Annotated in this window: 20 protein-coding genes and 1 other annotated feature; of the genes, 7 read left to right on the top strand and 13 right to left on the bottom strand. The window is 67.5% G+C overall.

What is annotated here, in order from left to right; translation table 11 throughout:
- The first annotated feature begins 31 nt into the window (after positions 1-31).
- Together A3M1_RS0113845 and A3M1_RS0113840 are read left to right on the top strand one after the other, a co-directional pair.
- Positions 32-1,396, top strand: coding sequence for an APC family permease (locus tag A3M1_RS0113845; protein ID WP_018389578.1), 1,365 nt, complete (start codon positions 32-34; stop codon positions 1,394-1,396).
- An 87-nt stretch (positions 1,397-1,483) separates the two neighbouring features.
- A complete protein-coding gene (locus tag A3M1_RS0113840; RefSeq protein WP_018389577.1) occupies positions 1,484-2,410 on the top strand; it encodes a glutaminase in 927 nt (308 codons plus the stop codon).
- 115 nt (positions 2,411-2,525) lie between these two features.
- Here A3M1_RS0113840 and A3M1_RS0113835 read toward each other — a convergent pair whose 3' ends face one another.
- The 5 genes from A3M1_RS0113835 to A3M1_RS0113815 form a co-directional block, all read right to left on the bottom strand.
- Positions 2,526-3,050 (bottom strand): MgtC/SapB family protein, encoded by a 525-nt coding sequence (locus tag A3M1_RS0113835; protein ID WP_018389576.1) that lies wholly within the window; start codon positions 3,048-3,050, stop codon positions 2,526-2,528.
- Positions 3,050-5,686: a DNA ligase D gene (gene ligD / locus A3M1_RS0113830; RefSeq protein ID WP_018389575.1), complete on the bottom strand. Its 2,637-nt coding sequence runs from the start codon at positions 5,684-5,686 to the stop codon at positions 3,050-3,052. Before ligD ends, A3M1_RS0113835 begins: the two co-directional genes overlap by 1 nt.
- A gap of 6 nt (positions 5,687-5,692) precedes the next feature.
- Entirely contained in the window at positions 5,693-6,604 is a 912-nt protein-coding gene (locus A3M1_RS0113825) for a Ku protein (protein WP_018389574.1), read from the bottom strand.
- Between the two features lie 146 nt (positions 6,605-6,750).
- Complete coding sequence (locus A3M1_RS0113820; protein ID WP_018389573.1) at positions 6,751-7,314, bottom strand: type 1 glutamine amidotransferase domain-containing protein; 564 nt, start codon at positions 7,312-7,314, stop codon at positions 6,751-6,753.
- A 112-nt stretch (positions 7,315-7,426) separates the two neighbouring features.
- The gene (locus A3M1_RS0113815) at positions 7,427-8,830 is read right to left on the bottom strand and encodes a sorbosone dehydrogenase family protein (protein WP_018389572.1); all 1,404 of its coding nucleotides are present in this window, start codon (positions 8,828-8,830) and stop codon (positions 7,427-7,429) included.
- 206 nt (positions 8,831-9,036) lie between these two features.
- Here A3M1_RS0113815 and A3M1_RS0113810 point away from each other — a divergent pair, with 206 nt between their 5' ends.
- From A3M1_RS0113810 to A3M1_RS26710, 3 genes are all read left to right on the top strand, one after another.
- Positions 9,037-9,897 (top strand): SDR family oxidoreductase, encoded by an 861-nt coding sequence (locus tag A3M1_RS0113810; RefSeq protein WP_026221313.1) that lies wholly within the window; start codon positions 9,037-9,039, stop codon positions 9,895-9,897.
- A gap of 26 nt (positions 9,898-9,923) precedes the next feature.
- Positions 9,924-10,190, top strand: coding sequence for a hypothetical protein (locus A3M1_RS0113805; protein WP_018389570.1), 267 nt, complete (start codon positions 9,924-9,926; stop codon positions 10,188-10,190).
- Between the two features lie 69 nt (positions 10,191-10,259).
- Complete coding sequence (locus A3M1_RS26710) at positions 10,260-10,397, top strand: hypothetical protein (RefSeq protein WP_018389569.1); 138 nt, start codon at positions 10,260-10,262, stop codon at positions 10,395-10,397.
- Positions 10,398-10,414: 17 nt separating this feature from the next.
- Here the strand turns inward: A3M1_RS26710 and mdoH are convergent, their stop codons facing one another.
- Together mdoH and A3M1_RS0113790 are read right to left on the bottom strand one after the other, a co-directional pair.
- Positions 10,415-12,625, bottom strand: coding sequence for a glucans biosynthesis glucosyltransferase MdoH (gene mdoH, locus A3M1_RS0113795; protein WP_245261675.1), 2,211 nt, complete (start codon positions 12,623-12,625; stop codon positions 10,415-10,417).
- Positions 12,622-14,151: a glucan biosynthesis protein gene (locus A3M1_RS0113790; protein WP_026221312.1), complete on the bottom strand. Its 1,530-nt coding sequence runs from the start codon at positions 14,149-14,151 to the stop codon at positions 12,622-12,624. Before A3M1_RS0113790 ends, mdoH begins: the two co-directional genes overlap by 4 nt.
- Before the next feature lie 168 nt (positions 14,152-14,319).
- Positions 14,320-14,375, top strand: a sequence feature (sul1 is cis-regulatory element that is thought to sense ions involved in sulfur or methionine metabolism; They are found in Alphaproteobacteria).
- Between the two features lie 66 nt (positions 14,376-14,441).
- Here A3M1_RS0113790 and A3M1_RS0113785 point away from each other — a divergent pair.
- Positions 14,442-15,923, top strand: coding sequence for a SulP family inorganic anion transporter (locus tag A3M1_RS0113785; protein WP_018389566.1), 1,482 nt, complete (start codon positions 14,442-14,444; stop codon positions 15,921-15,923).
- 20 nt (positions 15,924-15,943) lie between these two features.
- Here A3M1_RS0113785 and A3M1_RS0113780 read toward each other — a convergent pair whose 3' ends face one another.
- The 4 genes from A3M1_RS0113780 to A3M1_RS0113765 are packed head-to-tail and all read right to left on the bottom strand — an operon-like array spanning position 15,944 to position 21,343.
- Positions 15,944-17,182: an aminotransferase class III-fold pyridoxal phosphate-dependent enzyme gene (locus A3M1_RS0113780; RefSeq protein ID WP_018389565.1), complete on the bottom strand. Its 1,239-nt coding sequence runs from the start codon at positions 17,180-17,182 to the stop codon at positions 15,944-15,946.
- Positions 17,179-19,290, bottom strand: coding sequence for an iron ABC transporter permease (locus tag A3M1_RS0113775; RefSeq protein ID WP_018389564.1), 2,112 nt, complete (start codon positions 19,288-19,290; stop codon positions 17,179-17,181). The genes A3M1_RS0113780 and A3M1_RS0113775 overlap by 4 nt, the downstream gene beginning before the upstream one ends.
- Entirely contained in the window at positions 19,287-20,387 is a 1,101-nt protein-coding gene (locus tag A3M1_RS0113770; protein ID WP_018389563.1) for an ABC transporter ATP-binding protein, read from the bottom strand. Before A3M1_RS0113770 ends, A3M1_RS0113775 begins: the two co-directional genes overlap by 4 nt.
- Positions 20,384-21,343 carry an extracellular solute-binding protein gene (locus tag A3M1_RS0113765; RefSeq protein WP_018389562.1) on the bottom strand — a complete coding sequence of 320 codons (960 nt, stop codon included), beginning with the start codon at positions 21,341-21,343 and terminating at the stop codon, positions 20,384-20,386. The genes A3M1_RS0113770 and A3M1_RS0113765 overlap by 4 nt, the downstream gene beginning before the upstream one ends.
- A gap of 113 nt (positions 21,344-21,456) precedes the next feature.
- On the opposite strand from A3M1_RS0113765, the gene A3M1_RS0113760 reads away from it, so the two are divergent.
- On the top strand, positions 21,457-22,371 hold the full coding sequence (locus A3M1_RS0113760; protein ID WP_018389561.1) for a LysR family transcriptional regulator: 915 nt from the start codon (positions 21,457-21,459) through the stop codon (positions 22,369-22,371).
- Positions 22,372-22,413: 42 nt separating this feature from the next.
- On the opposite strand, the gene A3M1_RS0113755 is transcribed toward A3M1_RS0113760, so the two are convergent.
- Both A3M1_RS0113755 and A3M1_RS0113750 read right to left on the bottom strand, forming a co-directional pair.
- Complete coding sequence (locus A3M1_RS0113755) at positions 22,414-22,668, bottom strand: DUF2188 domain-containing protein (RefSeq protein WP_018389560.1); 255 nt, start codon at positions 22,666-22,668, stop codon at positions 22,414-22,416.
- A gap of 117 nt (positions 22,669-22,785) precedes the next feature.
- Positions 22,786-23,490 (bottom strand): hypothetical protein, encoded by a 705-nt coding sequence (locus A3M1_RS0113750; protein WP_156029628.1) that lies wholly within the window; start codon positions 23,488-23,490, stop codon positions 22,786-22,788.
- Positions 23,491-23,833: the final 343 nt, after the last annotated feature.

Below are 23,833 nucleotides of genomic sequence, written 5' to 3'. Positions count from 1 at the left end.
GGATGACTGTACCCGCGCAAGGGGGGACGGCATGGCGAAGACGGGCGGCGAAGTTCTCAAGGGCACTCTGGGGCCGGTGGAGGCGGTGGGGTTATCCCTCTCCGTCATCGCGCCGACCATGGGCATGGCGCTCAACGTCACTCTGGCCGTTGGCGCGGCGGGCGTCGCCGCCCCGCTTGGCTTCGCGGTGGGCACGGTGGTGGTGGGGCTTGTCGGCCTGTCCTTCGTGTTCTTTGCCAGCCGTGTCACCAGCGCCGGCTCGGGCTATGCCTATATCGGCCAGACCTTCGGCCCGCGCGCCGGCTTCATCGCCGGATGGTGCATGGTTCTTCTCTACATCGCCGGCGGTTCGGGCAGCGCGGCGCTGGTGGGAGATTTCCTGAGCGCGGCGCTCGACGATCATGGCGTGCATCTGGGCGCCTGGTGGCTGCCGGTAGCGGTTGCCGCCCTTGTCGGGGGCACGCTACTCGCCTGGCGCGACGTTCGGCTGGCCACCCGGGTCATGCTGGTGCTGGAACTGTCCTCCATCGCCGTCATCATCTATCTCGGCATCCGCATCCTGATGGCGGTGAACGACGCAGGCGGGCTGAGCCTTGCCCCCTTTCATCCCGACCCGACCATCGGCTGGTGGGGCATCGGCTATGCCGTGGTGTTCGCGGTGCTGTCCTTCGCCGGCTTCGAGGCGGCGGCCACGCTGGCCGAGGAAGCCGGCGAGCCCGGCCGCACCATTCCCATCGCGCTTGTTGGCTCGGTGGTGGTGGCGGGCCTGTTCTTCGTCTTCGCCTCCTACATCCAGGTGATCGGCTTCGGGCTCGACAATATGAAGGCGCTGGCGGCAAGCGATGCGCCACTCAACACGCTGGCGCTGAAATATGGCAACATCCACATCGCCACCGCGCTCGATCTCGCGGCCTCGGTTTCCGCCGTGTCCTGCGTGCTGGGCACGCTCTCGGCCGGCGCCCGCATGCTGTTCGTGCTCGGCCGCGGCGGGCTTTCCGACACGCTGGCGCGGGTGCATCCGCGCTATGGCACGCCCTTCGTCGCGGTGGGCGTGGTGAGTCTGTCGATGCTGGCGGGGCTGCTGGCCTGGGCGCCCTTTATCGGGCCGGCGAGCTATTATGACAGTGTCGGCACCATCGGCGTGCTGGCGCTTATCGTTGCCTATCTCGGCGTCACCGCCGCCGCCGCCGTGCACGCCGTGCGGGCCGGCAGCCGCCTCTGGCTGGTGCTGGGCGCTCTCGGCACACTGGCCATGCTGTGGCCGCTCTACAATTCAATCTATCCGGTGCCGTCCTTCCCAGACAATCTATGGCCCTATTTTGTGGCCTTCTGGATCGTCCTCGGCGGGGCGCTGGTGCTGCTGAAGCCGGCGATCGGGCGCACGAAAGTGTCCTGAGCGCCGAGCGGCACCGGGCTTGCAGGACGCGGCGTGGCTGAGGCACATGTGCCGTTCAGCCTTCCGCCCCTGAGGTGAACGATCCCCGTGCCCGAACTCGAAGCCGTCGTCCGCGAAATCGCCGAAGAAATGCGCGCCCGTCCCGACCGGGGCGAGGTGGCGAGCTATATTCCCGAACTGGCGCGCGCCGACGCCAATGCCTTCGGCATTGCGGTGGTTGATCGCGAGGGTCGGGTGGTGACGGGCGGCGATGCCGAAGTCGCGTTCTCCATCCAGAGCGTTTCCAAGGTCTTCACCCTGACGCTGGCGCTGGGCAAGATCGGCGACCGGCTGTGGCGGCGGGTGGGGCGGGAGCCTTCCGGCAGCCCGTTCAACTCCATCGTCCAGCTGGAGAACGAGCACGGGATTCCGCGCAACCCCTTCATCAATGCCGGCGCCATCGCCGTCACCGACGTCATCCTCTCCGGCCATCAGCCGCGCGACACGCTGGGCGAGATCCTGCGCTTCCTGCAGTTCCTGGCCGAGGACCCGGCGATCGGCATCGACGAGGCGGTGGCGGCCTCCGAGCAGCGCACCGGCTTTCGTAACCGGGCGCTCGCCTATTACATGAAGTCGTTCGACGTGCTGGAGAACCCGGTCGACTTCACGCTCGGCGTGTATTTCCACCATTGCGCCATCGCCATGAGCTGCCGGCAGTTGGCGATGGCCGGGCGGTTCCTCGCCCATAATGGGCGCAACCCCTCGACCGGCCTGTCGGTGGTCTCGCCCGAGCGGGCGCGGCGTATCAACGCCATCATGCTGACCTGCGGCCATTATGACGGCTCGGGCGAGTTCGCCTATCGCGTCGGCCTGCCGGGCAAGAGCGGGGTGGGCGGCGGCATTCTGGCAGTCGCGCCGGGCAAGGCCTCGATCGCCGTCTGGTCGCCGGGGCTGGACGCCAGCGGCAATTCGCATCTCGGGCGCATCGCCCTGGAGCGGCTGACCCAGCGCATGGGCTGGTCGATCTTCGGCTAGAGCACTTTCGCGCGAAGCGGGGTCCGGTTCGCGTGAAAAAATGCGGGAAACAAGAAGCTGGAGCGCGCGCCGGTCAGCCTTCGGTGAAAGACGATCGGACCGCACGCCGCGCCGGCTAGTCGTCGGCGACATTAGAGGGGCCGGCATCCCGCCGGGGCGGCGGCTCGGCTTCCGCCTCCAGCGCCTTCTCCATCGGCACCATCGCCGCCAGCAGCACGAAAGTCACCACCAGAGCGAGGAAAACGAGGTGCCAGGAGGCGATGGCGCAGGCGACTCCGAGCGCCGCCGTCACCCACACCGTCGCCGCCGTGGTCAGTCCGTGCACTTCCAGCCGGTCGCCGTCGCGCAGCACCACGCCGGCGCCGAGAAAGCCGATCCCGGTCATCACGCCCTGCACGATGCCCTGCACCACGCGGCTGGTGGCATCCGGGTGGCCCTCGATACCCCCAACATTGATCGCCGAGAGCGAGATCAGCGCCGCCCCCAGCCCGACAAGGCCAAGCGTCCGCATCCCGGTCGGCTTGCCGCGCAGGTCGCGATTGATGCCGAGGAGCATGCCGCAGCCTGCCGCCGCCAGCAGCCGCAGCAGGTCCTCCATCTCGTCGGGCGTCACCCACCAGTCCTGCGGAAGCCAGTCCATCATGTCTCCTTGGCGCCCCGCCGGCGTGCGCCGGCCATCTTGGGCAGCGGCACGGCGGCGGTGTGGAAACCGTCCCAGGGGTCGGCGGCGAGATGCGCGAGCCGGGCCGGCGCATCGGCCAGGGTGAACTGCGCCGCCCCGGCCAGCTGGTCGAGTTCGTCCCACGCCACCGGCATGGAGACGCCCGCCCCGGCACGGGCGCGCGGGCAATAGGCCGCCACCGCCGTGGCGCCGCGTCCATTGCGGAGATAATCGATGAAGATGCGCCCCTTGCGCCGCGCCTTGGTGGCCACCGCGATGAAACGGTCCGGGTCGTCGGCGGCCAGCGAATCCGCCAGCGCCTTGGTGAAGGCCTTCGCCGCCTCCCAGCTCGCCTGCGGCTTCAGCGGCGCCACCACATGCAGCCCCTTGCCGCCTGAGGTCTTGACGAACGCCGCCAGCCCCTGCGCCTCCAACCGGGCACGGATCTCGCGCGCGCCGGCGACCACCCCGTCCCAACCGACGCCCTCGCCGGGATCGAGGTCGAAGATCAGCATGTCCGGATGCTCGATATCGGCCAGCGGTGCGCCCCAGGGGTGGATTTCCAGCGCGCCGGACTGCACCAGCGCAATCAGCCCGTCGAGATCCTCGATAAACAGCAGCTCCTCGCCGTCCTTGTCGGTGCGGACCTTGATCGCCTTGTTCATGCCTCGCCAGGAGTGCTTCTGGAAAAAGCACTGGCTGGCGATACCGTCCGGGCAGCGCAGCAGCGCCAGCGGCCGCGCGACGACGAAGGGCAGGATGTGGCGCCAGACCTCGGCGTAGTAGTCCGCAAGCCCCTGCTTGGTGATGCCTTCCTCCGGCCAGTAGACGCGGTCGGGATGGGTGAGCTTGACCTTTGAGCGCGCCGCCGACCGGGCCGCACTTGCTTGGGGCGCCATGTCTTTCCCCTCCACCGGCGTCTCGCGCACGATCTCGCGCGCCGGCTTATCCTCGCGCAGACCGCGAAAGGCAGCGTGGCGCAGATGCTGGTCGCCGGTCCAGCCGCGAAACTCGACTTCCGCCACCAGTTCCGGCGCAACGAAGGTGACGCCGCGCCGTTCTTCAGTGGTCAGCGGGCTGGCGAAGGGGCTGCGCGCGCGTGCGAGGCCGGAAAGCCGGGCGTAGAGATCACGCGCCACACTGTGGGAAAAGCCGGTGCCGACCCGGCCGACGGCCACCAGCTTGCCCTCGTCATGAACGCCGAGCACCAGCGACCCGATGGCGTTTTTCGCGGCGGTGGAGGGTGTGAAGCCGCCAATGACGAATTCCTGCCGGAAGGCGCATTTCGATTTCACCCAGTCCTTGCCACGCCCCGAGCGATAGGGCGCGTCGGCCCGCTTCGACACCAGCCCTTCGAGACTGAGCCGGCAGGCATGGCGCAGCATGTCGCCTCCGTCCTCCGCCAGATGCTCGCTGTAGCGCAGGCAGTCCTGGGCCTCGCGCAGCAGATGCTCCAGCACCTGCTTGCGCGCGGCGAGCGGCCGGGTGCGAAAGTCCCGCCCGTCGAGGTGGAGCAGGTCGAAGGCGTAGTAGACGAAGCGGTCGTGCCGCCCTTCGCTGAGATCTTGTTGCAGGAAACTGAAATTCGACACGCCGGCGCCCGTCTCGACCACGAGTTCGCCGTCAATGAGCGTATCCCGCGCCGGCAGCGCTTCCAGCGCCGCAACCAGCGCCGGCCCGAAGCGGGAGGTCCAGTCGAGCCCGGAACGGGTGAGCAGCTTCACCCGCCGCTTGCCCTTCGCGGTGGCGTCGATCCGCGCCTGCAAACGGTAGCCATCGTATTTGATCTCGTGGATCCACGCCTTTCCGCCCGGTGCCTTGGCCACCAGCGTGGCAAGCTGCGGCTCGACGAAAGCGGGCAGCGGCGCCGGCTCGCCCACGGCCTCAGGACCGGCAGGGTCGGGTGTTTTTGTCCTGGTTTCAGGCCTGCCTGACGCCTTGGCTGCCGCCTTGCCGGCGGGTTTGGCCTTCGCGGCAGCGGGAGCGACCGGTGCCTTGCACGTTTCGGACTTGCGCGTTCCGGCCTTGCGCGTCATGAGCGGCACCTCGTCGCCCTTGGCGATGGCGTCCAGCGTGCGCCCGGTCTTCACCGAATCCGGCGCCTCCTCGAGTATATCCGGCGCGTCCTCTTCCCGCGCCGCCTCGTCGTCGGCCTTCATGAGCAGCCAATTGTCGGCCTTCTCACCCTTGCGCGGGGCGAGCCTCACGAGATGCCAGCGCCCGTGCAACTTGGTGCCGTGCAACACGAATTCGAGATGGCCCTTCTTGTAGCCGCGGGCCGGATCGCCCACCGGCTCCCAGCTGCCGGTGTCCCACAGCATGACGGTGCCGCCACCGTACTGGCCCTTGGGAATGGTGCCCTCGAAGCTGCCATAGTCGAGCGGGTGGTCCTCCACATGCACGGCCAGTCGCTTCTCGCCCGGCACCAGGCTCGGCCCGCGCGTCACCGCCCAGCTCTTCAGCACGCCATCCATTTCGAGCCGGAGGTCGTAGTGAAGCCGCCGGGCCGCGTGCTTCTGGATCAGATAGGCGTGCCCTTCCGCCGCGCCCTCGGTGCCCTGCGGCTCCTGCGTGCGGGTGAAGTCACGCTTGCGGCGGTACGTGTCGAGCGCCATCGCCGCCTAGCCCGCCTTGCGCGTGGGGGCGCGTGAGGCCGCGCGAGCCGCCGGTTTCTTGGCGGGACTCTTCTTGGTGGCCGCCTTCTTTGCCGCCGACTTTTTTGCGGGCGCCTTCTCGTGCGGCGCCTTCTTGTCACCCCCGCCCGCCAGACCCGCGCTCTCGCGCAGCGCGTCCATCAGGCTGACCACCTTGGCCGAGCTCTGCTTCGGCGGGGCGATCTTGCGACCTTCCATCTTCGCCCGCACCAGTTCGGCGAGCGCGTCGTCATAGCGGTCGTCGAAGGTCTCCGGCTGGAAGCGGCCGGCCTTGGTCTCGATGATATGGCGCGCGAGATCGAGCATTTCCGGCTCCATCTTCACCTCGGCAATGTCCTCGAAGGCCTCCTGCGCCGAGCGCACCTCATAGTCATGGTTCAGCGTGGTGGCGATGAGGCCGTCATCATAGGCGCGGATCAGCAGGCTGCGCGGGCGGCGGAACAAGACGGCGCTCGCCACCGCCGCCACCTTCTTCTTCCGCAGGCCCTCGCGGATGACGGCGAAGCTCGCCTGCGAGGCCTCGTCCGCCGGGCGCAGGTAATAGGGGCGATCGAAATAGAGATCATCGACCTCGGCACAGGGGAGAAAACTCTCGATCGTCAGCGCCTTGTCGCCCTTCGGCGTCACCTCGGCGATCTCTTCCGGCTCCAGCACGATGAAGTCGCCGGCATCGACCTCATAGCCCTTCACCTGCTCCTCGCGCTCCACCACTTTGCCGGTTTCGGCATCGACGAAGCGCCGTTGCAGGCGGTGGCCGGTCTTCCGGTTCACCATGTGCAGGCTGACGCGGTCGCTGGCGCTGACGGCGGTGTAGAGGCCGACGGCACAGACCAGCTCACCCAGCCTTAGAAAGCCCTTCCATGTCGCGCGCGCGGCCATGCCTGCCTCTGTGCTTGCCCCGAGGGGGGTGCCGGGATGCCTCGTCCTTAACGCGCCTGCGGGTGGCGCGTTCCCCGCTGGCAGGGAGCATCACGCAGCAGAACGGGCGCCGAAGCGCCCGCCTGTCGTCTTTATGGAAGGAGCGTTCACGCCACCTTGCGACGCTCGTGCCGGCCCTCGCCGATTTCCTCGATGATCTTGGCGACAAAGGCCTTGAGGTCGGCCGGCGAACGGCTGGTGATGATGCCCTTGTCCACCGCCACCTCCCGGTCGACCCAGTTGCCGCCGGCATTCTTCACGTCGGTGCGGATCGAGGCGTAGGAGGTCACGGTGCGCCCGCGCACGGCGTCGGCTTCCACCAGCAGCCACGGCCCGTGGCAAATGGCGGCGACCACCTTGCCGCTGTCGAGGAAGGCGCGGACGATCGCCATCGCCTCCTTGTTGACGCGCAGGATGTCCGGGTTGATCTGGCCACCGGGAATGACCAGCGCGTCGTAGTCTTCCGGCTTCACCGCGCCGAGCGTGGTGTCGGAATCGACGCTCTCGCCCCAGTCCTCGCCCTTCCAGCCGCGAATGGCCTTGCCGTCCGGGCTCGCCACGTCGACGCGGGCGCCGGCGGCGCGCAATTCGTCACGCGGCACCATCAGCTCAGACTGTTCGAAGCCATTGGCGGACATGATGAGGATGCGTGAATCGGTGATCTTCGCCATGGGATATCTCCTTTATTGTCATCGAGCCCCCATGCCCGTCATCTCCCTGGAGGCGAACGTGCGCGCCCGGCCGAGGTTCCCTCTCAAAGGCCAGTGCCGGGCGCGGGGATGCTCACATCGCCTGGTTCGGGGCGGGCGCTGCGGCCGCGCCAGGGGCAGGCGCGGCGCCTTCGGCCGGTGTCACCCGCCACACGGTATTGCCCACATCGTCGGCGACAAGCAGGCCGCCGCGCGTGTCCACGAGAACGCCGACGGGACGGCCCTGCGCATTGCCTTCGCTGTCGAGGAAGCCGGTCAGAATCTCCTGCGGCACGCCCGAAGGCCGGCCGTCGGCGAAGGGCACGAAGATCACCCGGTAGCCGACCGGCTCGCTACGGTTCCACGAACCGTGCTGGCCGATGAAGGCGCCGGAGGAATAACGATCCGCCAGCGCCGGGCCATTGGCGAAGGTAAAGCCGAGCGAGGCGGTGTGCGCGCCCAGCGCGTAATCCGGCTTAATCGCCTTGGCGACGAGGTCGGGCCGCGCCGGCTCGATCCGCTCGTCGACGTGCTGGCCGTAATAGGAATAGGGCCAGCCATAGAAGCCGCCCTCCCGCACCGAGGTCATATAGTCCGGCACCAGATCGTCGCCGATCTCGTCGCGCTCATTCACGGCCACCCACAACTCGCCATTGGCCGGATTCCAGTCGATGCCGACCGGGTTGCGCAGGCCGGTGGCGAAGACGCGCGAGGCGCCGGTGGCGACATCCACCTCCAGCACGGCGGCGCGGTTCTCCTCCTCCTCCATGCCGTTCTCGCCGACATTGGAATTGGAGCCGACGGCGACATAAAGCTTGGAGCCGTCCGGGCTCGCCAGCAGGCTCTTGGTCCAGTGATGATTTCGCCCGGCCGGCAGGTCGGCGAGCTTTTCAGCCGGCGCCGTGATCTCCGTCACGCCCTCTTGATAGGGGAAGCTGACGATGGCGTCGGCATTGGCGACATAGAACCGCTCGCCGACCAGCGCCATGCCGAAGGGTGAAGTGAGGTTCGCAAGGAACACCGACTTCACTTCCGCCGTGCCGTCGCCATCGGCGTCGCGCAGCAGCGAGATGCGGTCGGGGCTTGGCGTCTGCGACCCGGCTTTCTTCATGAACAGGCCCTGCACCCAGCTGCGCAGGCCCCCGGACTTGTCCTCGGGCTTGGGCGGCGCGTCCGATTCCGCCACCAGCACGTCGCCATTGGGCAGTTCATAGAGCCAGCGCGGATGGGCGAGGTCGGTGGCAAAGGCGGTCACCTGCATCCCTGCCGCCGGGGTCGGGCGCGCGCCCTCCTGCCAGCCGATAGCCTCCGCCACCTTGATGGTCGGAAGCGTGGAGCTGTGTGGCTCGGGAAGCTGCGGGTCGGGACCATAGCCGGCGCTTTCCGGCAATGTCGGCGGCGCCCGGTCGCATGCGGCGACGCCGACGGCGAGCACCAGCAGACAGGGCACGGCCAGTGCGCGGCGGGCGAAGGGGGTGCGGGCGGCATGGAATGGCATGGCTCTTCCTCTCGAAGACGGCGCAGCGCGTCGCCTTCGAGAGGCGATGCGGAGCCCGTGACGGGGTGATCGGAAGGCCAACGCCCGAAATGGCGCGATGGTTCGGCCGATCTGCCGGGGGCCGGCCCTCCGGATGGCGGAACCAACCCGCCAGCCAGCCGTTGGCCTCGCATCATTGCCCTGCCAATAGCCAAGGAGCCCCGACGATGCCGACGCCTCATCCGCGCCCGCCTTTTCAGGAGCAGCAGCAGCCCATGCCCGGGCGGACGGAGGCGATGTCGCCGCGTCCCGACCATGGCGAGCAGAGCTACAAGGGATCGGGCCGGCTGGAGGGCCTGAAGGCACTAATCACCGGCGGGGATAGCGGCATTGGCCGCGCCGTCGCCCTCGCCTATGCCCGCGAAGGCGCCGACGTGCTGATCTCCTATCTCGACGAGCACGACGACGCCGAAGCGACGGCGACGCTGGTGCGCGATGCGGGCCGGCAGGCGGTGCTGGTTCCCGGCGACATCCAGCACGCCGCCCATTGCCGCGCGCTGGTCGACAAGGCGGTGGAAGCTTTCGGGCGCATCGACCTCCTCGTGAACAACGCCGCCCACCAGAAGACCTTCGACGACATCGGCGACATTCCCGACGAGGAATGGGATCTGACGTTCAAGGTCAACATCCACGCCATGTTCTACCTGACCAAGGCCGCCGTGCCGCACATGCAGCCGGGCAGCGCCATCATCAACACCGCCTCGATCAATTCCGACAAGCCCAACCCCACTTTGCTCGCCTATGCGACGACAAAGGGCGCCATCCAGAATTTCACCGCCGGGCTGGCGCAGTTGCTCGCCGAGAAGGGCATCCGCGCCAATGCGGTGGCACCGGGGCCGATCTGGACCCCGCTCATCCCCGCCACCATGCCGGCGGAGAAGGTGGCGCATTTCGGCGAGCAGGTGCCGATTAAGCGACCGGGCCAGCCGGCCGAGCTCGCCACCGCCTATGTGATGCTGGCCGACCCGCTGTCGAGCTACGTCTCGGGTGCCACCATCGCCGTCACCGGCGGCGCTCCGATGATCTGAGATCGGCAGCTGAAGAGGAGAAAATCATGCAGAACCAATCATCTACCGGCTCGGCGCATTATCGCCTTCGCGGCAGCGAGGGGCAATGGCGGGTCGAGAGCGATGGCGACACCGGCATGGCCTATGCCAGCAAGGAAGCCGCCTTCGAGGCGGCCGTCGCCGCCGCCTCCAACGCCATCCGCGACGGCTACGACGTGACGATCACCGTGCCCGGCGCCGGCGAAACGATGCTCGGTGTCGAGGACACGGGGCATGGCGCGGGAGAGCCGGCCGGCGCCGCAGGCAAGGTCTGACCGTGCCGCCAGCCACCGGCTCCGCGGCAGCGTCTCTGGCGCGCGCGACGCGAAGACAAGGAGACCATGATGGAAATGCTCTACGGGCTTGGCGCCTTGCTGCTTGTCGCAGCTTTGGCCTACGCCATCCACCAGTCGAAACGACGCCGTCAGGCCAAGGACATCGAGCTTCCCGAAGAGAAGGTCGACCGCAAGAGCCCCCTATAGCTTGCCCTTGTTCCTGATCACTTCGCTGCCGCCACCGGAGCCGGCGCGCCGGCCTTTTCCGGTTGGGCCACGCGCGCGCCGGGCTCGCTTTGCTGCCGTGCCAGCGCCAGTAGGGCGTCGAGCGCGCTGAAATCGCCGAGGGCGGCGGCCTTCTGGCGGGGGTTGAGCGCACCGAGCGCGACGTCGAGGCTCGGCGCATCCTCGATCTTCGCCAACGCAATCAGCCGATCAGGTGCGTAATCGCCGGGACGGCGCTCGCCATCGACAAGCTGGGCCCGGTGGAAGGCGGCAAGTTCCGGCGCTGCGGCGAGATGGGCGACCGCCTCGGAAGGCGCCGGCGTCGGGTTCGCCTTCCGCAGCTGCCGCGCCCGCAGCAGAACCTCGGGCGGCGCCTGCTCCTCCGGGGTGCGGAACAGCGCCGGCAGTGAGGCCCGTGCGGCACCGGTCCAAAGCACCAGAGGTATCGCCAGCGCGAGACCCAGCACCACCGGCGTCATCCAGAGGAACAGCGGCAGCGAGATGCTGAGCGCGGCCGCCCCCAAGAGCCATCCCGCCACCGTATGGGGCAGGAAGTAGCGCAGGATCGACGCGGTATCGATCCGGTCATCGTCACGCCGCTGCGGCTGCCAGCCACCATCGCGCCCGGCCAATATGCCGACCACCGCCGCCGACTGTGTGAACATCGTCACCGGGGCGAGCAGGCCGGAAATCAGCGTCTCCCCCAGCATGCCGGCAAACGCTCGCACACCCCCGCCGAACCGCTGGCGGCTGGCGCGGGACGCCAGCAGCGCAGCAAAGGCGAACAGCTTTGGCAGCAGAAGCACGGCCATGGTGGCGACGAACACCCACACGGCCCGCACCGGGTCCTGGGCCGGCCAGCTGGGAAACAGCGCGAAGCCGGCGGGGAAATAGTCCGGCGGCACGAAGCGGGCCTGAAGTGCGGTGGCCAGACCCGCCAGCAGCATGACCAGCCAGAGCGGCGCGGTCAGATAGGAACCGATGCCGGTAAGAAGATGCAGCCGGCTGACCGGATGTAGCCCGCGCGCCGGCAGGACGGCGATATGCTGCAGGTTTCCCTGGCACCAGCGGCGGTCGCGCACCGCGAGGTCAGCCAGCGTGGGTGGGCCTTCCTCATAGGAGCCCTCCAGCCAGGGAACCATGTGCATGCCCCAGCCGCGCCGGCGCATCAGCGCCGCCTCGATGAAATCATGGCTGAGGATATGGCCGCCGAACGGCTTGGGTCCCTTCAGCTCCGGCAATCCCGCGCCCTCGGCGAAGGCGCGGGTGCGGATCATGGCGTTGTGGCCCCAGTAATTGCTCTCCGGCCCGCTCCAGCTGGCGAGCCCATGGGCGATCAGCGGGCCATAGAGCCGGCCGGCGAATTGCTGCAGCCGGGCGAACAGGGTGCGGCCGCCGACGATGACCGGCAGGGTCTGGATCAGCCCGGCGCTCGGATTGGCTTCCATGGCGGCGGCGAGGCGCACGAGGCAATCGCCGGTCATCACGCTGTCGGCGTCGAGGATGAGGAAGCTCTCATAGGCACCGCCGAAGCGGGTCACCCATTCGGCGATGTTGCCAGCCTTGCGGCCGGTGTTGCGCGGGCGGCGCCGGTAGAACAGCCGCCCATGGTCGCCGCGCCGGGCCCGCAGATCGAGAAACCCCGCTTCCTCGGCGATCCACACATCGGCATCGGTGGTGTCGCTGAGGATGAAAACGTCGAAATGAGCGGCCGCGCCGGTGGCGTCGAGCGATTCGCAGGTTGCCTCAAGCCCGGCCAGCACGCGCGCCGGCTCCTCATTGTAGATCGGCAGCAGAATGGCGGTGCGCGTGGTCAGGCTCGGCAGCGGCCCGTCCGGCGCGATGCCGAGCTGCCCCCGCGTCCGGCTAAGCAGGCTCGGCAGGCCGACCAGCGCGTTGGTGAAGGCAAAGCTGATCCAGGCGAAGAGGACGACGAACAGGCACAGCACGAGATATTCCAGCAGCGTGACGCCGCCGACATCCAGCACGAGATACATTTCATGCGCGGCCAGCACCGTGAGCGCGCCCGCACCAAAGAGCACGAAGACGCGGCGGAGGGCGAGGCTTGCCGGGCGGGGGCCCGGCGCTGCGGCCTTAGGCACCTTGCCGAGCGACTGAACCGGCATCGCCAGCGAGAATTCCGGCGGCAGCGCCGGGCCACTCTCGGCCCCGGCGAGGCGCGCGCGATCCATGTCCTCGGAGCGCCTCATGGCGTCCACCGATAGACCCAGCTTTCGGCCATGCGCTCCTCACCACGCAGCAGGTCGGCGCGCAGTTCGACAAGTCCGGCCCCGCGCGGCTCCAGCGCAAACGAGACGCGCCAGCCACCGATCTCCGGGTTCGGCTGCAGGACGATATCCCTGATCTCGCCGGTATTGGCCGTCACCCGTGCCGCCAGACTTTCCGGAGCCAGGTCCTTCACCCTGTCGCCGACAATATCGAGCACGAACAGCCGGCGATCGGCATTGCCGCCAACGCGGGTGGCGGTGAAACGTCCGGCATCGGTGACATCCGGGCCCGACCAGCCCCAGTGCAGGCGGTAGGTGTTGCTGTATTCGCGCCCCTTGCGCAGCGGCTCGCGCGGGCGCCAGAAGGCGACGATGTTGTCGTGAATCTCCTCCGGCGTCGGGATTTCGACCAGCACCACCGAGCCATCGCCCCAATCGCCGATCGGCTCGACCCAGACGCCGGGTCGGCGCTCATAGCGCGCCTCAAGGTCCTGATAGTCGAAAAACGAGCGCTGGCGCTGCATCAGGCCGAAGCCTCGCAGATCCGAGACAGCGAAGGAGGAAATCTGCAGCCGCTGCGGGTTCGCCAGCGGTCGCCACAGCCGTTCGCCCGTTCCCGTGACGATGGCGAGGCCATTGGCGTCGCAGACCATGGGTCGGAAATCATCGATGCCGTCGCGATCATTGGGGCCGAACATGAACATGCTGGTCAGCGCGCCGATGCCGACCTGGTCGATGTCCACCCTCGGATAGACCGTCATCTCGACCGACATCAGCGTCTCGGTGCCCGGGCGGATAGTGAAGCGGTGCGCCGCCGCCGCGCTCGGGCTGTCGAGAAGCGCGTGAACGACCACCGAATCCACTCCCGGGCGGGGCTGTTCGAGCCAAAACGCGCGGAAGGCGGGGAATTCCTCGCCGCCGGCATCGCCGGTTTTTATCGCCAGCCCGCGGGCGGACGAGCCATAGACCTGCCCCTTGCCCACGCCGCGGAAATAGCTGGCACCCTGGAAGACGGCGATCTCGTCGAAATAGTCCGGCCGATTGATCGGGCCGTGCAGGCGAAAACCGGAAAAGCCGATATCGGTCTTCGCCGGCGGCTGGGCGACGCCATGCTCGAACCGGAACATAGATGGGTCATAGGCGAGCTTGCGGGCCTTGCCTTCCACGACCTGGTAGATGTCCACACGGTCGCGGAACAGAAAGCCGCGATGCAGCAACTGCGCCTGAAAGCCGGTATTGGCCTCGCGCCAGAGAGCCCGATCGCCGTTGAAGCGAACATTGCGGTAATCGTCGTAGCTGAGCTTGTCGAAGGCACCGGGCAGGTCGCTGGCCGGGCCCTTATAGGGCTTAGAGGCCAGTTCGCGCGCCAGCTGACGCACGGTCTGCGCGTCGAAGGGAACAGCCTGCTCCTCTTCCTCCGACCACGCCTCACTGATGCCGAGACGTGACAATGGCACCGGCGCCATCGCCAGGAGACCCAAACCCAGCAACAGGTGACGTCGATGCATGCCTGACCTCGCGCGTTCCAGGGCGGCAGGCCCTACGCCCGAGACAAGTACCCAGAGCGCCCTGGGTTCCGACAATTGTGCGTTGCGGCGAAAATACGCACGATACCGCCCCGCGCACGGAACCGGCGTTGCACCGCAGCACGATCTGTTCTAAGCAGCCCTCACTCGTCAGGACCCGGTGAAAGCCCGGGTGGCTCTTCCGGCCGCCGATCCGCCGGATCACGCATCGCCAGCGCCCGTCTCACCCGCCTTGTCGGCGGACGCCCGCTCTTTGCGAAGATCGCTCCCACATGACATTGACCTCACGCTATTTCCGCGACTGGACCTCCAACATTCGCGGCGACATCCTTGCCGGAATCGTCGTCGCCCTTGCCCTCATTCCCGAAGCCATCGGCTTCTCGGTCATCGCCGGTGTCGATCCGAAGGTGGGCCTTTTCGGCTCCTTCGCCATCGCCTGCATCTCCGCCATCGTCGGCGGGCGCCCGGGCATGATCTCGGCTGCCACCGCCGCCACTGCCGTGGTGATGGTCAGTCTCGTGCGCGACCACGGGCTGGAATATCTGTTTGCCGCCACGATCCTGATGGGGCTCATCCAGTTTCTCGCCGGTTTGCTGAAGCTCGGGCGGGTGATGCGCTTCGTCTCGCGCTCGGTCATCACCGGCTTCGTCAACGCCCTCGCCATCCTCATCTTCATGGCGCAGCTGCCGGAGCTAATCGGCGTACCGATGGAAACCTACCCGATGATCGTGGTCGGGCTCGCCATCATCTATCTGTTTCCGTTCCTGACCAAGGCGGTGCCCTCACCTCTCGTCGCCATCGGCGCGCTCACCCTGTTCGCGTGGTGGAGCGGGATGGACCTGCGCACCGTCGGCGATCTCGGCGAGCTGCCGTCCGGCCTGCCGATGCTGATGCTGCCCAGCGTGCCGCTCACGCTCGAGACGCTGCAGATCATCCTGCCCTATTCGCTCACACTCGCCGCCGTTGGCCTGCTGGAATCGCTGCTCACGGCGCAGATCGTCGACGACATGACCGACACGCTGAGTAACAAGAGCCAGGAATGCATCGGCCAGGGCGCCAGCAATATCGGCGCAGCGCTGATCGGCGGCATGGGCGGCTGCGCGATGATCGGCCAGTCGGTCATCAACGTCACCTCGGGTGGACGAGGCCGGCTCTCCACCTTCGTGGCCGGCGCCTTCCTGCTCTTCCTGATCCTGGTACTCGACGACATTGTCCGCATCATCCCGATGGCGGCGCTGGTGGCTGTCATGATCATGGTGTCGATCGGGACCTTCTCCTGGCGCTCGATCCTCGACCTGCGCAGCAATCCGCGCTCGTCCTCGCTGGTGATGCTGGCGACGGTCGTTACCGTAGTGACCACCCATGACCTCGCCATCGGCGTGCTGGTCGGCGTGCTGCTCTCAGGCGTGTTCTTCGCCGGCAAGGTCTCGCAGCTGGTGGCGGTCGGCGAGATCATCGACGAGACGGCGGGCCGCATCACCTTTGTCGTCGAGGGGCAGATCTTCTTCGCCTCCTCCGAGGTGTTCCTCGCCGGCTTCGACTTCGACAACCCGGCGCGCGAAGTGGTGATCGATCTCACCCACGCGCATTTCTGGGACATCACGTCGATCGGCGCGCTGGACAAGGCCGTGCTGAAGTTCCGCAAGGCGGGAGCCAGCGTCGAGGTGATCGGGCTCAACGAGGCGAGCGCCACCATGGTCGACCGCTTCGCCATTCACGACAAGGACGGGCCGGTCATCGCCAGCCTGCACTGAGGGGCCGATGGGGCGGCCGGCTAAAGCCCCTGCCCCATCGCCTCGATTCGCGCCAGCACCTCGGCGATTTCCGCATCGGTCACGGTGAGCGGTAGTGACAGGCCGATGGCGCCGTCGCCCTTTGCGGTGGTGGAAAGCCCATGCGCGAAGGCGCTCGCCACCAGATGCGCGGCGAAATCCGGGCCCGGCTGGCGCTCGCAACGGGCCGCGTCGAAGGCCACCGCCAGCAACAGCCCCAGACCGCGCGCCCCGATCACGCAGGGCACGCGGGCCGCGATAGTGGCCACGCCGTCCTTGAGCTTCCGGCCCGCCTCATCGGCGCGGGCCACCAGATCGTCGCGGGCGATGATATCCAGCGCCGTCAGCGCCGCCCGGGTGGTGAGCGGGTTCTTCTCATGGGTGTAGTGGCCCAGCTCCAGCTCCGGCGCGGTGTTGAGCTGGGCATCGGCGATCACGGCAGCGATCGGCACCATGCCGCCGCCCAAGGCCTTGCCGAGCACCACCGCATCCGGCAGCGCGCCGAAATGCTCGAAGGCAAAGAAGCGCCCGGTCTTGCCGAGCCCGGAGGGTATTTCGTCGAAGATCAGCTTGGCGCCATAAGCGTCGCACAAGGCGCGGATGCGCGGCCACAGATCGGCGGGGGGCACATGGCAGTTCGAGCGCATCGGCTCGGCGATCACCGCTGCGATGCGCCCGGTGGCGAGCAGGCCGGCCACCTCCTCCAGCATCCGTGCCGGCCCCTCCTCGCCCACCCAATAGGGGGTGACGTGGTGGCGCCCCGGCAGAAAGGCGCCGAGGCGCGGGTCCGTTGCGCCTGACGACAGGCCGAAAGCACCGAAGCCATGGCCGTGATAGGAGCCTTCCAGCGACACTGTCTCATGCCGGCCGGTGGCGACCCGGGCCAGCTTGAGCGCGATCTCGATCGCGTCGGAGCCGCCGGTGGCGAACAGCACCCGCGCCGGCGCCCCCGGCCAGCGCGCCAGCAGCGCCTCCGCCAGCGCCACGGCCGGCTCATTGGTGAAGCGACGGGGGGTGAAGGCCAGTTCGTCAAGCTGCCGCTTCAGCGCCGCCACGATCTCCGGATGGCCATGGCCGAGATGGTGCACCGTGTTGCCGTGCAGATCGATGAAGCGGCGGCCGGCCGTATCTTCCAGCCATAGCCCCTGTGCGCTGCGCAAGGCGCCGATGCAGGGGCTGGAGCCATGCTGATGGAAGAAGGAAGCCGCGTCGCGGGTGACGAAGGCGTCGGTATCGGTCATGGCGTCACCAGAGCGGGGTCGATCGGCCGAGCGCGCGGCGCGGCGCGGCACAGGCCAGGCTTGCGGTTCTCAACGAGCCACACCAGCCCCATGGCGGCAAGCGCAAAGCCAAGCAAGGCCAGGCTCTTGGCGGCGGCGTAGCCATAATCGCCCGATGTGGCGTGGTTGAAGATCGCCACCGAGGCCAGCTTGTGATTGCCGGAGACGAGGAAGATCACCGAGGACAGCGTGGTCAGCCCGTCGATGAACACATAGAGCATGCCCAGCAGCAGCGCCGGCCGCAGCATGGGCAGCGTCACCCGGAAGAAGCGGGCGATCAGCCCGGCGCCCAGGCTTTCCGCGGCCTCGTCCACCGAACGGTCGAGCCGCTGCAGCGCCGCGCGGGCGGCGAGCACGCCGACGAACAGGTTCGAGAACAGAATGTTGATCACCAGGATCGCCGAGGTTCCGGTCAGCGACAGTGCGGGGATTCCGAACGGCACGTTAAAGGCGACGATATAGCCGATGCCGAAGACGATGCCGGGCAGGATCGCCGGCACCAGCGCCAGGAACATGATGAGATGGGCGCCGGGCGGGCGCAGGCGCTCCACCACATAGGCGATGATCACAGCGAACAGCCCGCCGATCGGCCCGGCAAGGCCGGCGAGGCGCACACTGTCCCACACCAGCCCGAGCCCGCGCTCGGAGGAGCCATAGCCGGAACCCGCCAGCCCGACATCAACTCCGGCGCCGGTGAAATAGCCCAGCGTCAGGCTCCAGTCGGTGCCCCAGACGCGGGTGACGGCCCCCAGCGCCATGGTGCCGTAAACCGCGAAGATCAGCCCCGCCACGACGCCGGCCGTCAGGGTGAGCCCGGCCCGAACCATTGGCGGCACCGGAAGCTCGGCGCGCGCACCGGCGGTGCCGGCATAGGATTTACGCCGGCCGAACGCTTCCAGCCCGAGATAGAGCAGCAGCGAGGGGATCAGCAGCCACATGCACAGCGCCGCCGCCAGCGGCGTGTTGCGATAGGCGGTGATCTCATCATAGACCACGCCCGCCAGCACCGGCGTATCGCGGCCGAGCACCATCGGGTTGCCGAAATCGGTCAGGCTCAGGATGAACACCAGCACCACGGCACGCTTGATGCCCGGCCAGGCCATGGGCAACGTCACCTGCAGGAAGCTGCGCAGCGGCCCGGCGCCGAGCCCGGCAGCGGCCTCGTCGATGCGACCATCCTGCTTGCGCAGGCTGTTGTCGAACACGATCAGCGCGGCGGGTACGAAAGACAGCGTCTGCGCCAGTACGACACCGAACAGGCCATAGAGATTGGTCTGGTCGGCGTCGATCAGGCCGAGCCCCTCGTCGAGCAAGGTGTGCGTCACCAGCCCGCGCCGGCCGAACAGCATGATGGTAGCGGTGGCGATCAGCACCGGCGGCGCCACCAGCGGCATCAGCAGCACCACGCGGGTGAGCGAGGGCCACGGGATGGCGCCGGCATTGATGCCATAGGCGAGCGCAAAGGCCAGCGTCACGGTGAACGCCACCGAAAGCGCCGCCAGCATGAGGCTGTTAAGCGCCGCCGCGCGCAGATAAGGCTCCTCGAACACTTTGAGATAATGGTCGAGGCCCCAGCGATCATCGGTGCCGTTGCGCAGGGCGTCGAAGCCCTCGGGCCCCAGCGCCTCCTTTACCTTGAAGGCCAGAGCGGTGCGCTTGTGCAGCATGATATGGGCGACGGCGAGATTGTCCTCCACCGCCGCGCGCTCCGCCTCGGGCAGTGCCTTGAGCGCTGCCGTGATCGCCGCGCTCTGCTCGGAATAGGCAGCCTTGCGGTCCCACGCCACCGCGGCGCCGGCGAGCGTGAAGGCGGCGGCGGTGGCCTCCACCTTCTCGGCCTCGGTGGCGCTAGCCGTCCAGCGCTGCACCAGCGCCTCCCGCTCAGCGGCCGGCACGGCGTCGAGCGCGGCTGATGTCACCGCCTTCAGCGCGGCGGGCGGCATCGGGCCAGAAATGACGAAGCTCTCCACCAGCACCGCGCCGATCGGATAGGCGATGAACAGCGCCAGAACCAGCGCCACCAGGGCGCTGATGAGCAGGCCCGGCAGAGAGCGCAGCGATAGTGTCATGGCGCAGGCTCAGCACCGATGAGGGCGGCGCGCAGCGGGTCGGGCCGCAGCCATGCCACCGCGCCGCGCCGCCATTGCCCGCCGGCCTCGAAGGAGGGACGGTCGGCGATAACGGCGCGGCCGGAGGCGAGGCGAAGGGTCAGCCGCACATGCGCGCCGAGGAAAGTGACGCTTTCCACTGTCGCAGGAATGCCGCCGCCCTCAGTGGCGAGCCCGACATGTTCGGGTCGATAGACCGCGGTCAGCGCCGCGCCCGGCGCCATGCCGGCCGGCAGCGCCAGCGGCCAGACCACGCCGTCGGCCTCGATGCCTCCCGCCACCGCCCGCCCCTCGATCAGGTTGGAGAGGCCGATGAACTCGGCGACAAAGCGGGTGGCGGGGCGATGATAGACATCAGCCGGGCTGCCGATCTGCTCGATCCGCCCGCGCCGCATCACCGCCACCCGGTCGGAAAGCGCCAGCGCCTCCTCCTGATCGTGCGTCACATAGAGCGTGGTAATGCCGAGCCGGTCGACCAGCTTGCGCAGTTCTCCACGTAGCTTCACCCGTATGCGGGCGTCGAGCGCCGACATCGGCTCGTCGAGCAGCAGCACCTCGGGGTCCGAGGCCAGAGCCCGCGCCAGCGCCACACGCTGCTGCTGGCCGCCGGAAAGCTCGTGGGGGTAGCGCTCGACAAGTGCGTCGATTTCGACAAGCTGCGCCAGTTCCTCGATGCGGCGTACGCGGGCAGCGCGCGGGCCGGTCAACGCGAAGCCGATATTCTGCGCCACGGTCTTGGTGGGAAACAGAGCATAGGACTGGAACACGAAGCCCATGCGGCGCCGGGCTGGGGCCATGCCCGTCACATCCTCGCCCTCGCGCAGCACCTGGCCGGCATCGGGGCGGGCAAAGCCGGCGATGATCCGCAACAGCGTGGTCTTGCCGCAGCCGGAATCGCCCAGCAGCGTGACGAACTCGCCTTTGGCGAGATCGAACGACACCGCGTCTACCGCGCGATGGCCCTCATAGGCCTTGCTCACCGCGCGCACGGCCAGATGCGGCCGGCTCACCTGCGGAGCCGGCCGCGCCGGGGCGCGCATGAAGGAGGCGTCGTTCACTGCTTCAGGATGCGGCTGGCGAACTCGCGGCGGAAGGCCGCGATATCGACCGGGCGGCGCATCTTCCACAGCGTGATCTCGTTGAGGTCGACCAGCCCGTGGCCGGGAACGGCGGTGGCGCCGACCACTTTGCCGAGAACCTGCGCCGCGTCTTCGCTCGCCATGAAGTCGAGGAAGATCTTGCCTTCCGCCGGGTTCGGCCCGCCGGCGACGAGGCCGCCGCCTTCCGAGACGTTCGGGGTGATGCGGCCATAGACGATCTCCACCGGCTTGCCGGAGGACTTCGTCTCGAAGCAGGTGGTATCGAAGGTGAGGCCGATGGCGACCTCGCCCGCGCCCGCCAGCGCCGCACCGCCTGAGCCGCCATCGGAATATTGGTAGACGTTCTCGTTCAGGTTTTCGACGAAGGGCCAGCCGAAGGCGTCGACGAAGGTGGTGAGGATCGCCCCGCCCGTGCCGGACTTCAGCGGCGAGGGCAGCGCGATTTCCTTGGCATAAACCGGCTTGATCAGGTCTTCCCAGGTGGTCGGCATCGGCAGCTTCTTCTGCGCCAGCCGGTCCTTGTTCACCACCATGCACATCGTGGTGGCGAAGTACTTGCTGTAGAAATCGTCCGGGTCGCGGAAGGCGGGGGCGATCTTGCTGTCCTCGGGCGCGTAGGGCTCGAACACGCCCGCCTGCTTCAGCTGTTCCAGCGCGACATTGTTGACGAGATAGACCACATCCGCCTGCGGCTTGCCCTTCTCGGCAATCGCGCGCTCGGTGATCGGCCCGGTGGAGCCGGAAACGAATTTCACCTCAATGTCGGGATGCGCCTTCTTGAAGGCCGCGACCAGCGCCGTGTTAACGCTGTCGGAGGCGTTGTAGAGCACGACTTCCCGGGCAAGGGAGGGGGCCGCGCCGAGCGTGGCGAGAGCGGCGGCAAGGCCGAGGGCTTTCAGCATATCGAAGAACATCGGGGTCTCCGCAGGCAGGGGGAATAAGGCCGTGATATAAGTGTCGTTAAAGTGTGTGACGTCTGAATGAAGCCACGCTTATGACCTGAGCCTCCTCGCCGAGACCGATCACCATGAACTTCGCCCAGCTCCGTGCCTTCCAGGCCATCGCCACCCACCGCACCTTCTCGGAGGCGGCGCAGGCGCTGGGGGTGAGCCAGCCGGCCATCACCCAGCATGTGAAGGCGCTGGAGGAGGCGGTCGGGGCGCGGCTGTTCCTGCGCACCGGGGCGGGCATCGAGCTGACCCCCGATGCGCGCGACCTGCTGCCCCGGGTGCGGCAGGTGATGCTGATGCTCGACGACATTGGCGCCCGCATGGATGAGGGCCGCACCCTCAATGCCGGCTATCTCGCGCTGGGCCTGTGCGCGCCCTATGTGGCGATGCCGATTCTGGAGCGGTTCACAGCGCTGCATCCCGGCATAAGGCTCGATGTGCGGCTGGAGAATTCCAGCGTCCTGCTCGACCTCGTGGCCCAGCATCGGGTGGATGTCGCCATCGCCACTCTGGAGGCACCGCATCCGGATTTCGCCTGCGACCGCCTGCTCTCCCAGGAGGTTCTGCTGCTGGTGCATGAGGGCCATCCCTGGTGGGGACGGGAAAGGGTCGACCTCTCGGAGGTGAAGCACCAGCGCCTCGTGCTGCGCGAGGCGGGATCAATGACGCGGCATCTGTTCGAGGCGGCGCTGGCCAGGCGCGGCCTCGCGATCACGCCGCACCTGGTGCTCGGCAGCCGCGAGGCGGTCAAGGAGGCGGTGGCGGCGAAGATCGGCCTTGGCATCGTGCTGAACCGCGAACTCGGCTGCGATCCGCGCCTTCATGCGGTGGCGATCGACGGGGCGCCCGCGCGCGCCGACGAATATCTCGTCACCCGTCGGGAGATCCGCCCGCTCGGCGCCGTCGCGGCTTTCGCCGCTGTGGCGCGCGCGGTGTTCACTACGCAGGGCAACGTCCCGACCGATCAATCGACCAGCGCTGGCACGTCATAGCGCTCCGGCGCCGCCGTCGCCCAGCGCCGACCAGGCCGCGCGTCAGTTGCCCTTTGCGGGGTCTTCGATCTCGACCTCCGGACGGTCGACGCCCTGCGCCACTTCCTCATGCCACCGGCCGCTCTTGTCCTGATAGGCGATCGGCCGGGTCTCGCCGGAAACCGACTGCCGGGCCGCGGCGTCGCGGGCAGCGGCAAGCGCCGATTCATGGGTGGGATGGGTTTCCGAGAACACGTCGCCGAGCTTATAGGCCCAGCCGCCGTCATGCTCGACGATCTCGTAGCGTATCTGGCTCATGATGGTTCCTCCCGCTGCTTAACCGTCGTGCCTGCTTGGCGGTTCCGGTGTCCCTTCGGCGCAAGGCAGCACAGACGACGCACGCCCGCTTGCCGTTTGCCACGGTTGGCGCCAGCGTCAATTCGGAAAGCGCATCACATGCCGGACCCGTTCGAAATCATCGACGGAAAACTCACGTTCGATCGCACGGATACAGCGGCGATCATAGGAATCGTTCAGGTTCCAGGGGATGAACCGCACGCCGGCCGAGCGGAGCTTACTGTCGATGATCTCCATGGGATCGAGCCAGGAACCCCGGACTGACGTTGCATAGGCGGATGGGGCCACGGTGCCATCGTCGAAGGTGACGTTGTAGATCATCTTGTCGCTGGTGCGACCCTTTCGCGAATAATGGCTGCAGCCCGTTTCGACGTAAGCCGCCGTCGCCCAGGGGTGCAGGCGCGGCGTGTTCCACGGCAGCAGGGGCGAGACGTAGTAGCCTTCCGGCGTGAACACCTCGAAGGCCCGGACCTGCAACATCGCCAACGGGACGCTCATCGCGAATAGCAGAGCGGCTGCACCCGTCAGAAACCACGCCGGCATAAACACGAAACGGCGCACATAACGCGCGGGGTCTGCCTCGGTCGCAAGCCGAGCCATCATCCGACGCAGCAGCCAACGCGTGAACCAGTTCTGCTTTGGCGCGGCGACATCGTTGACAAAATCAGTGACCTGCCAGTTGGGCGACGAGAGGGTCGTAAATATCGCGAGCGCGATGGAAATCAAGAAAGCGCCCGGCATACCAACGAATAGAGGAGCGATAAAATCATATTCGTACAGCATCCCATTCATATTACTGGAAACTATTAATACATTTGTTCGTGTTATATTTTCAATATAATAAGTAAGAAAAAGTACTAATGTAAAAAACATTGCCATAAAGAATATGGACGCGAATGCAACAATCACATCGTACGAACCGATAAGGCTGCACTTCGAGACATATGCGATGACAGATGTGCCCCCCCCTCTCGCGCCAGCCTTTCGCTGACTTCTTCCTTCTGGGCTCCGTCCACAGGCGCCTCCCCCACCACACTCAACGACGACGCCGCAAAGGCCGGGGCATCCGGAGCCGCCAGCGGGTGTGGCACGCGACGCGCGCCGCAGCGCCCCCTTCCACGAGAGG

The organism is Ancylobacter sp. FA202 (assembly GCF_000380205.1).
Lineage (GTDB): Bacteria > Pseudomonadota > Alphaproteobacteria > Rhizobiales > Xanthobacteraceae > Ancylobacter.
The sequence above is the reverse complement of the archived record's forward strand: the minus strand, read 5'-3'. Positions and strand labels throughout refer to the sequence as shown.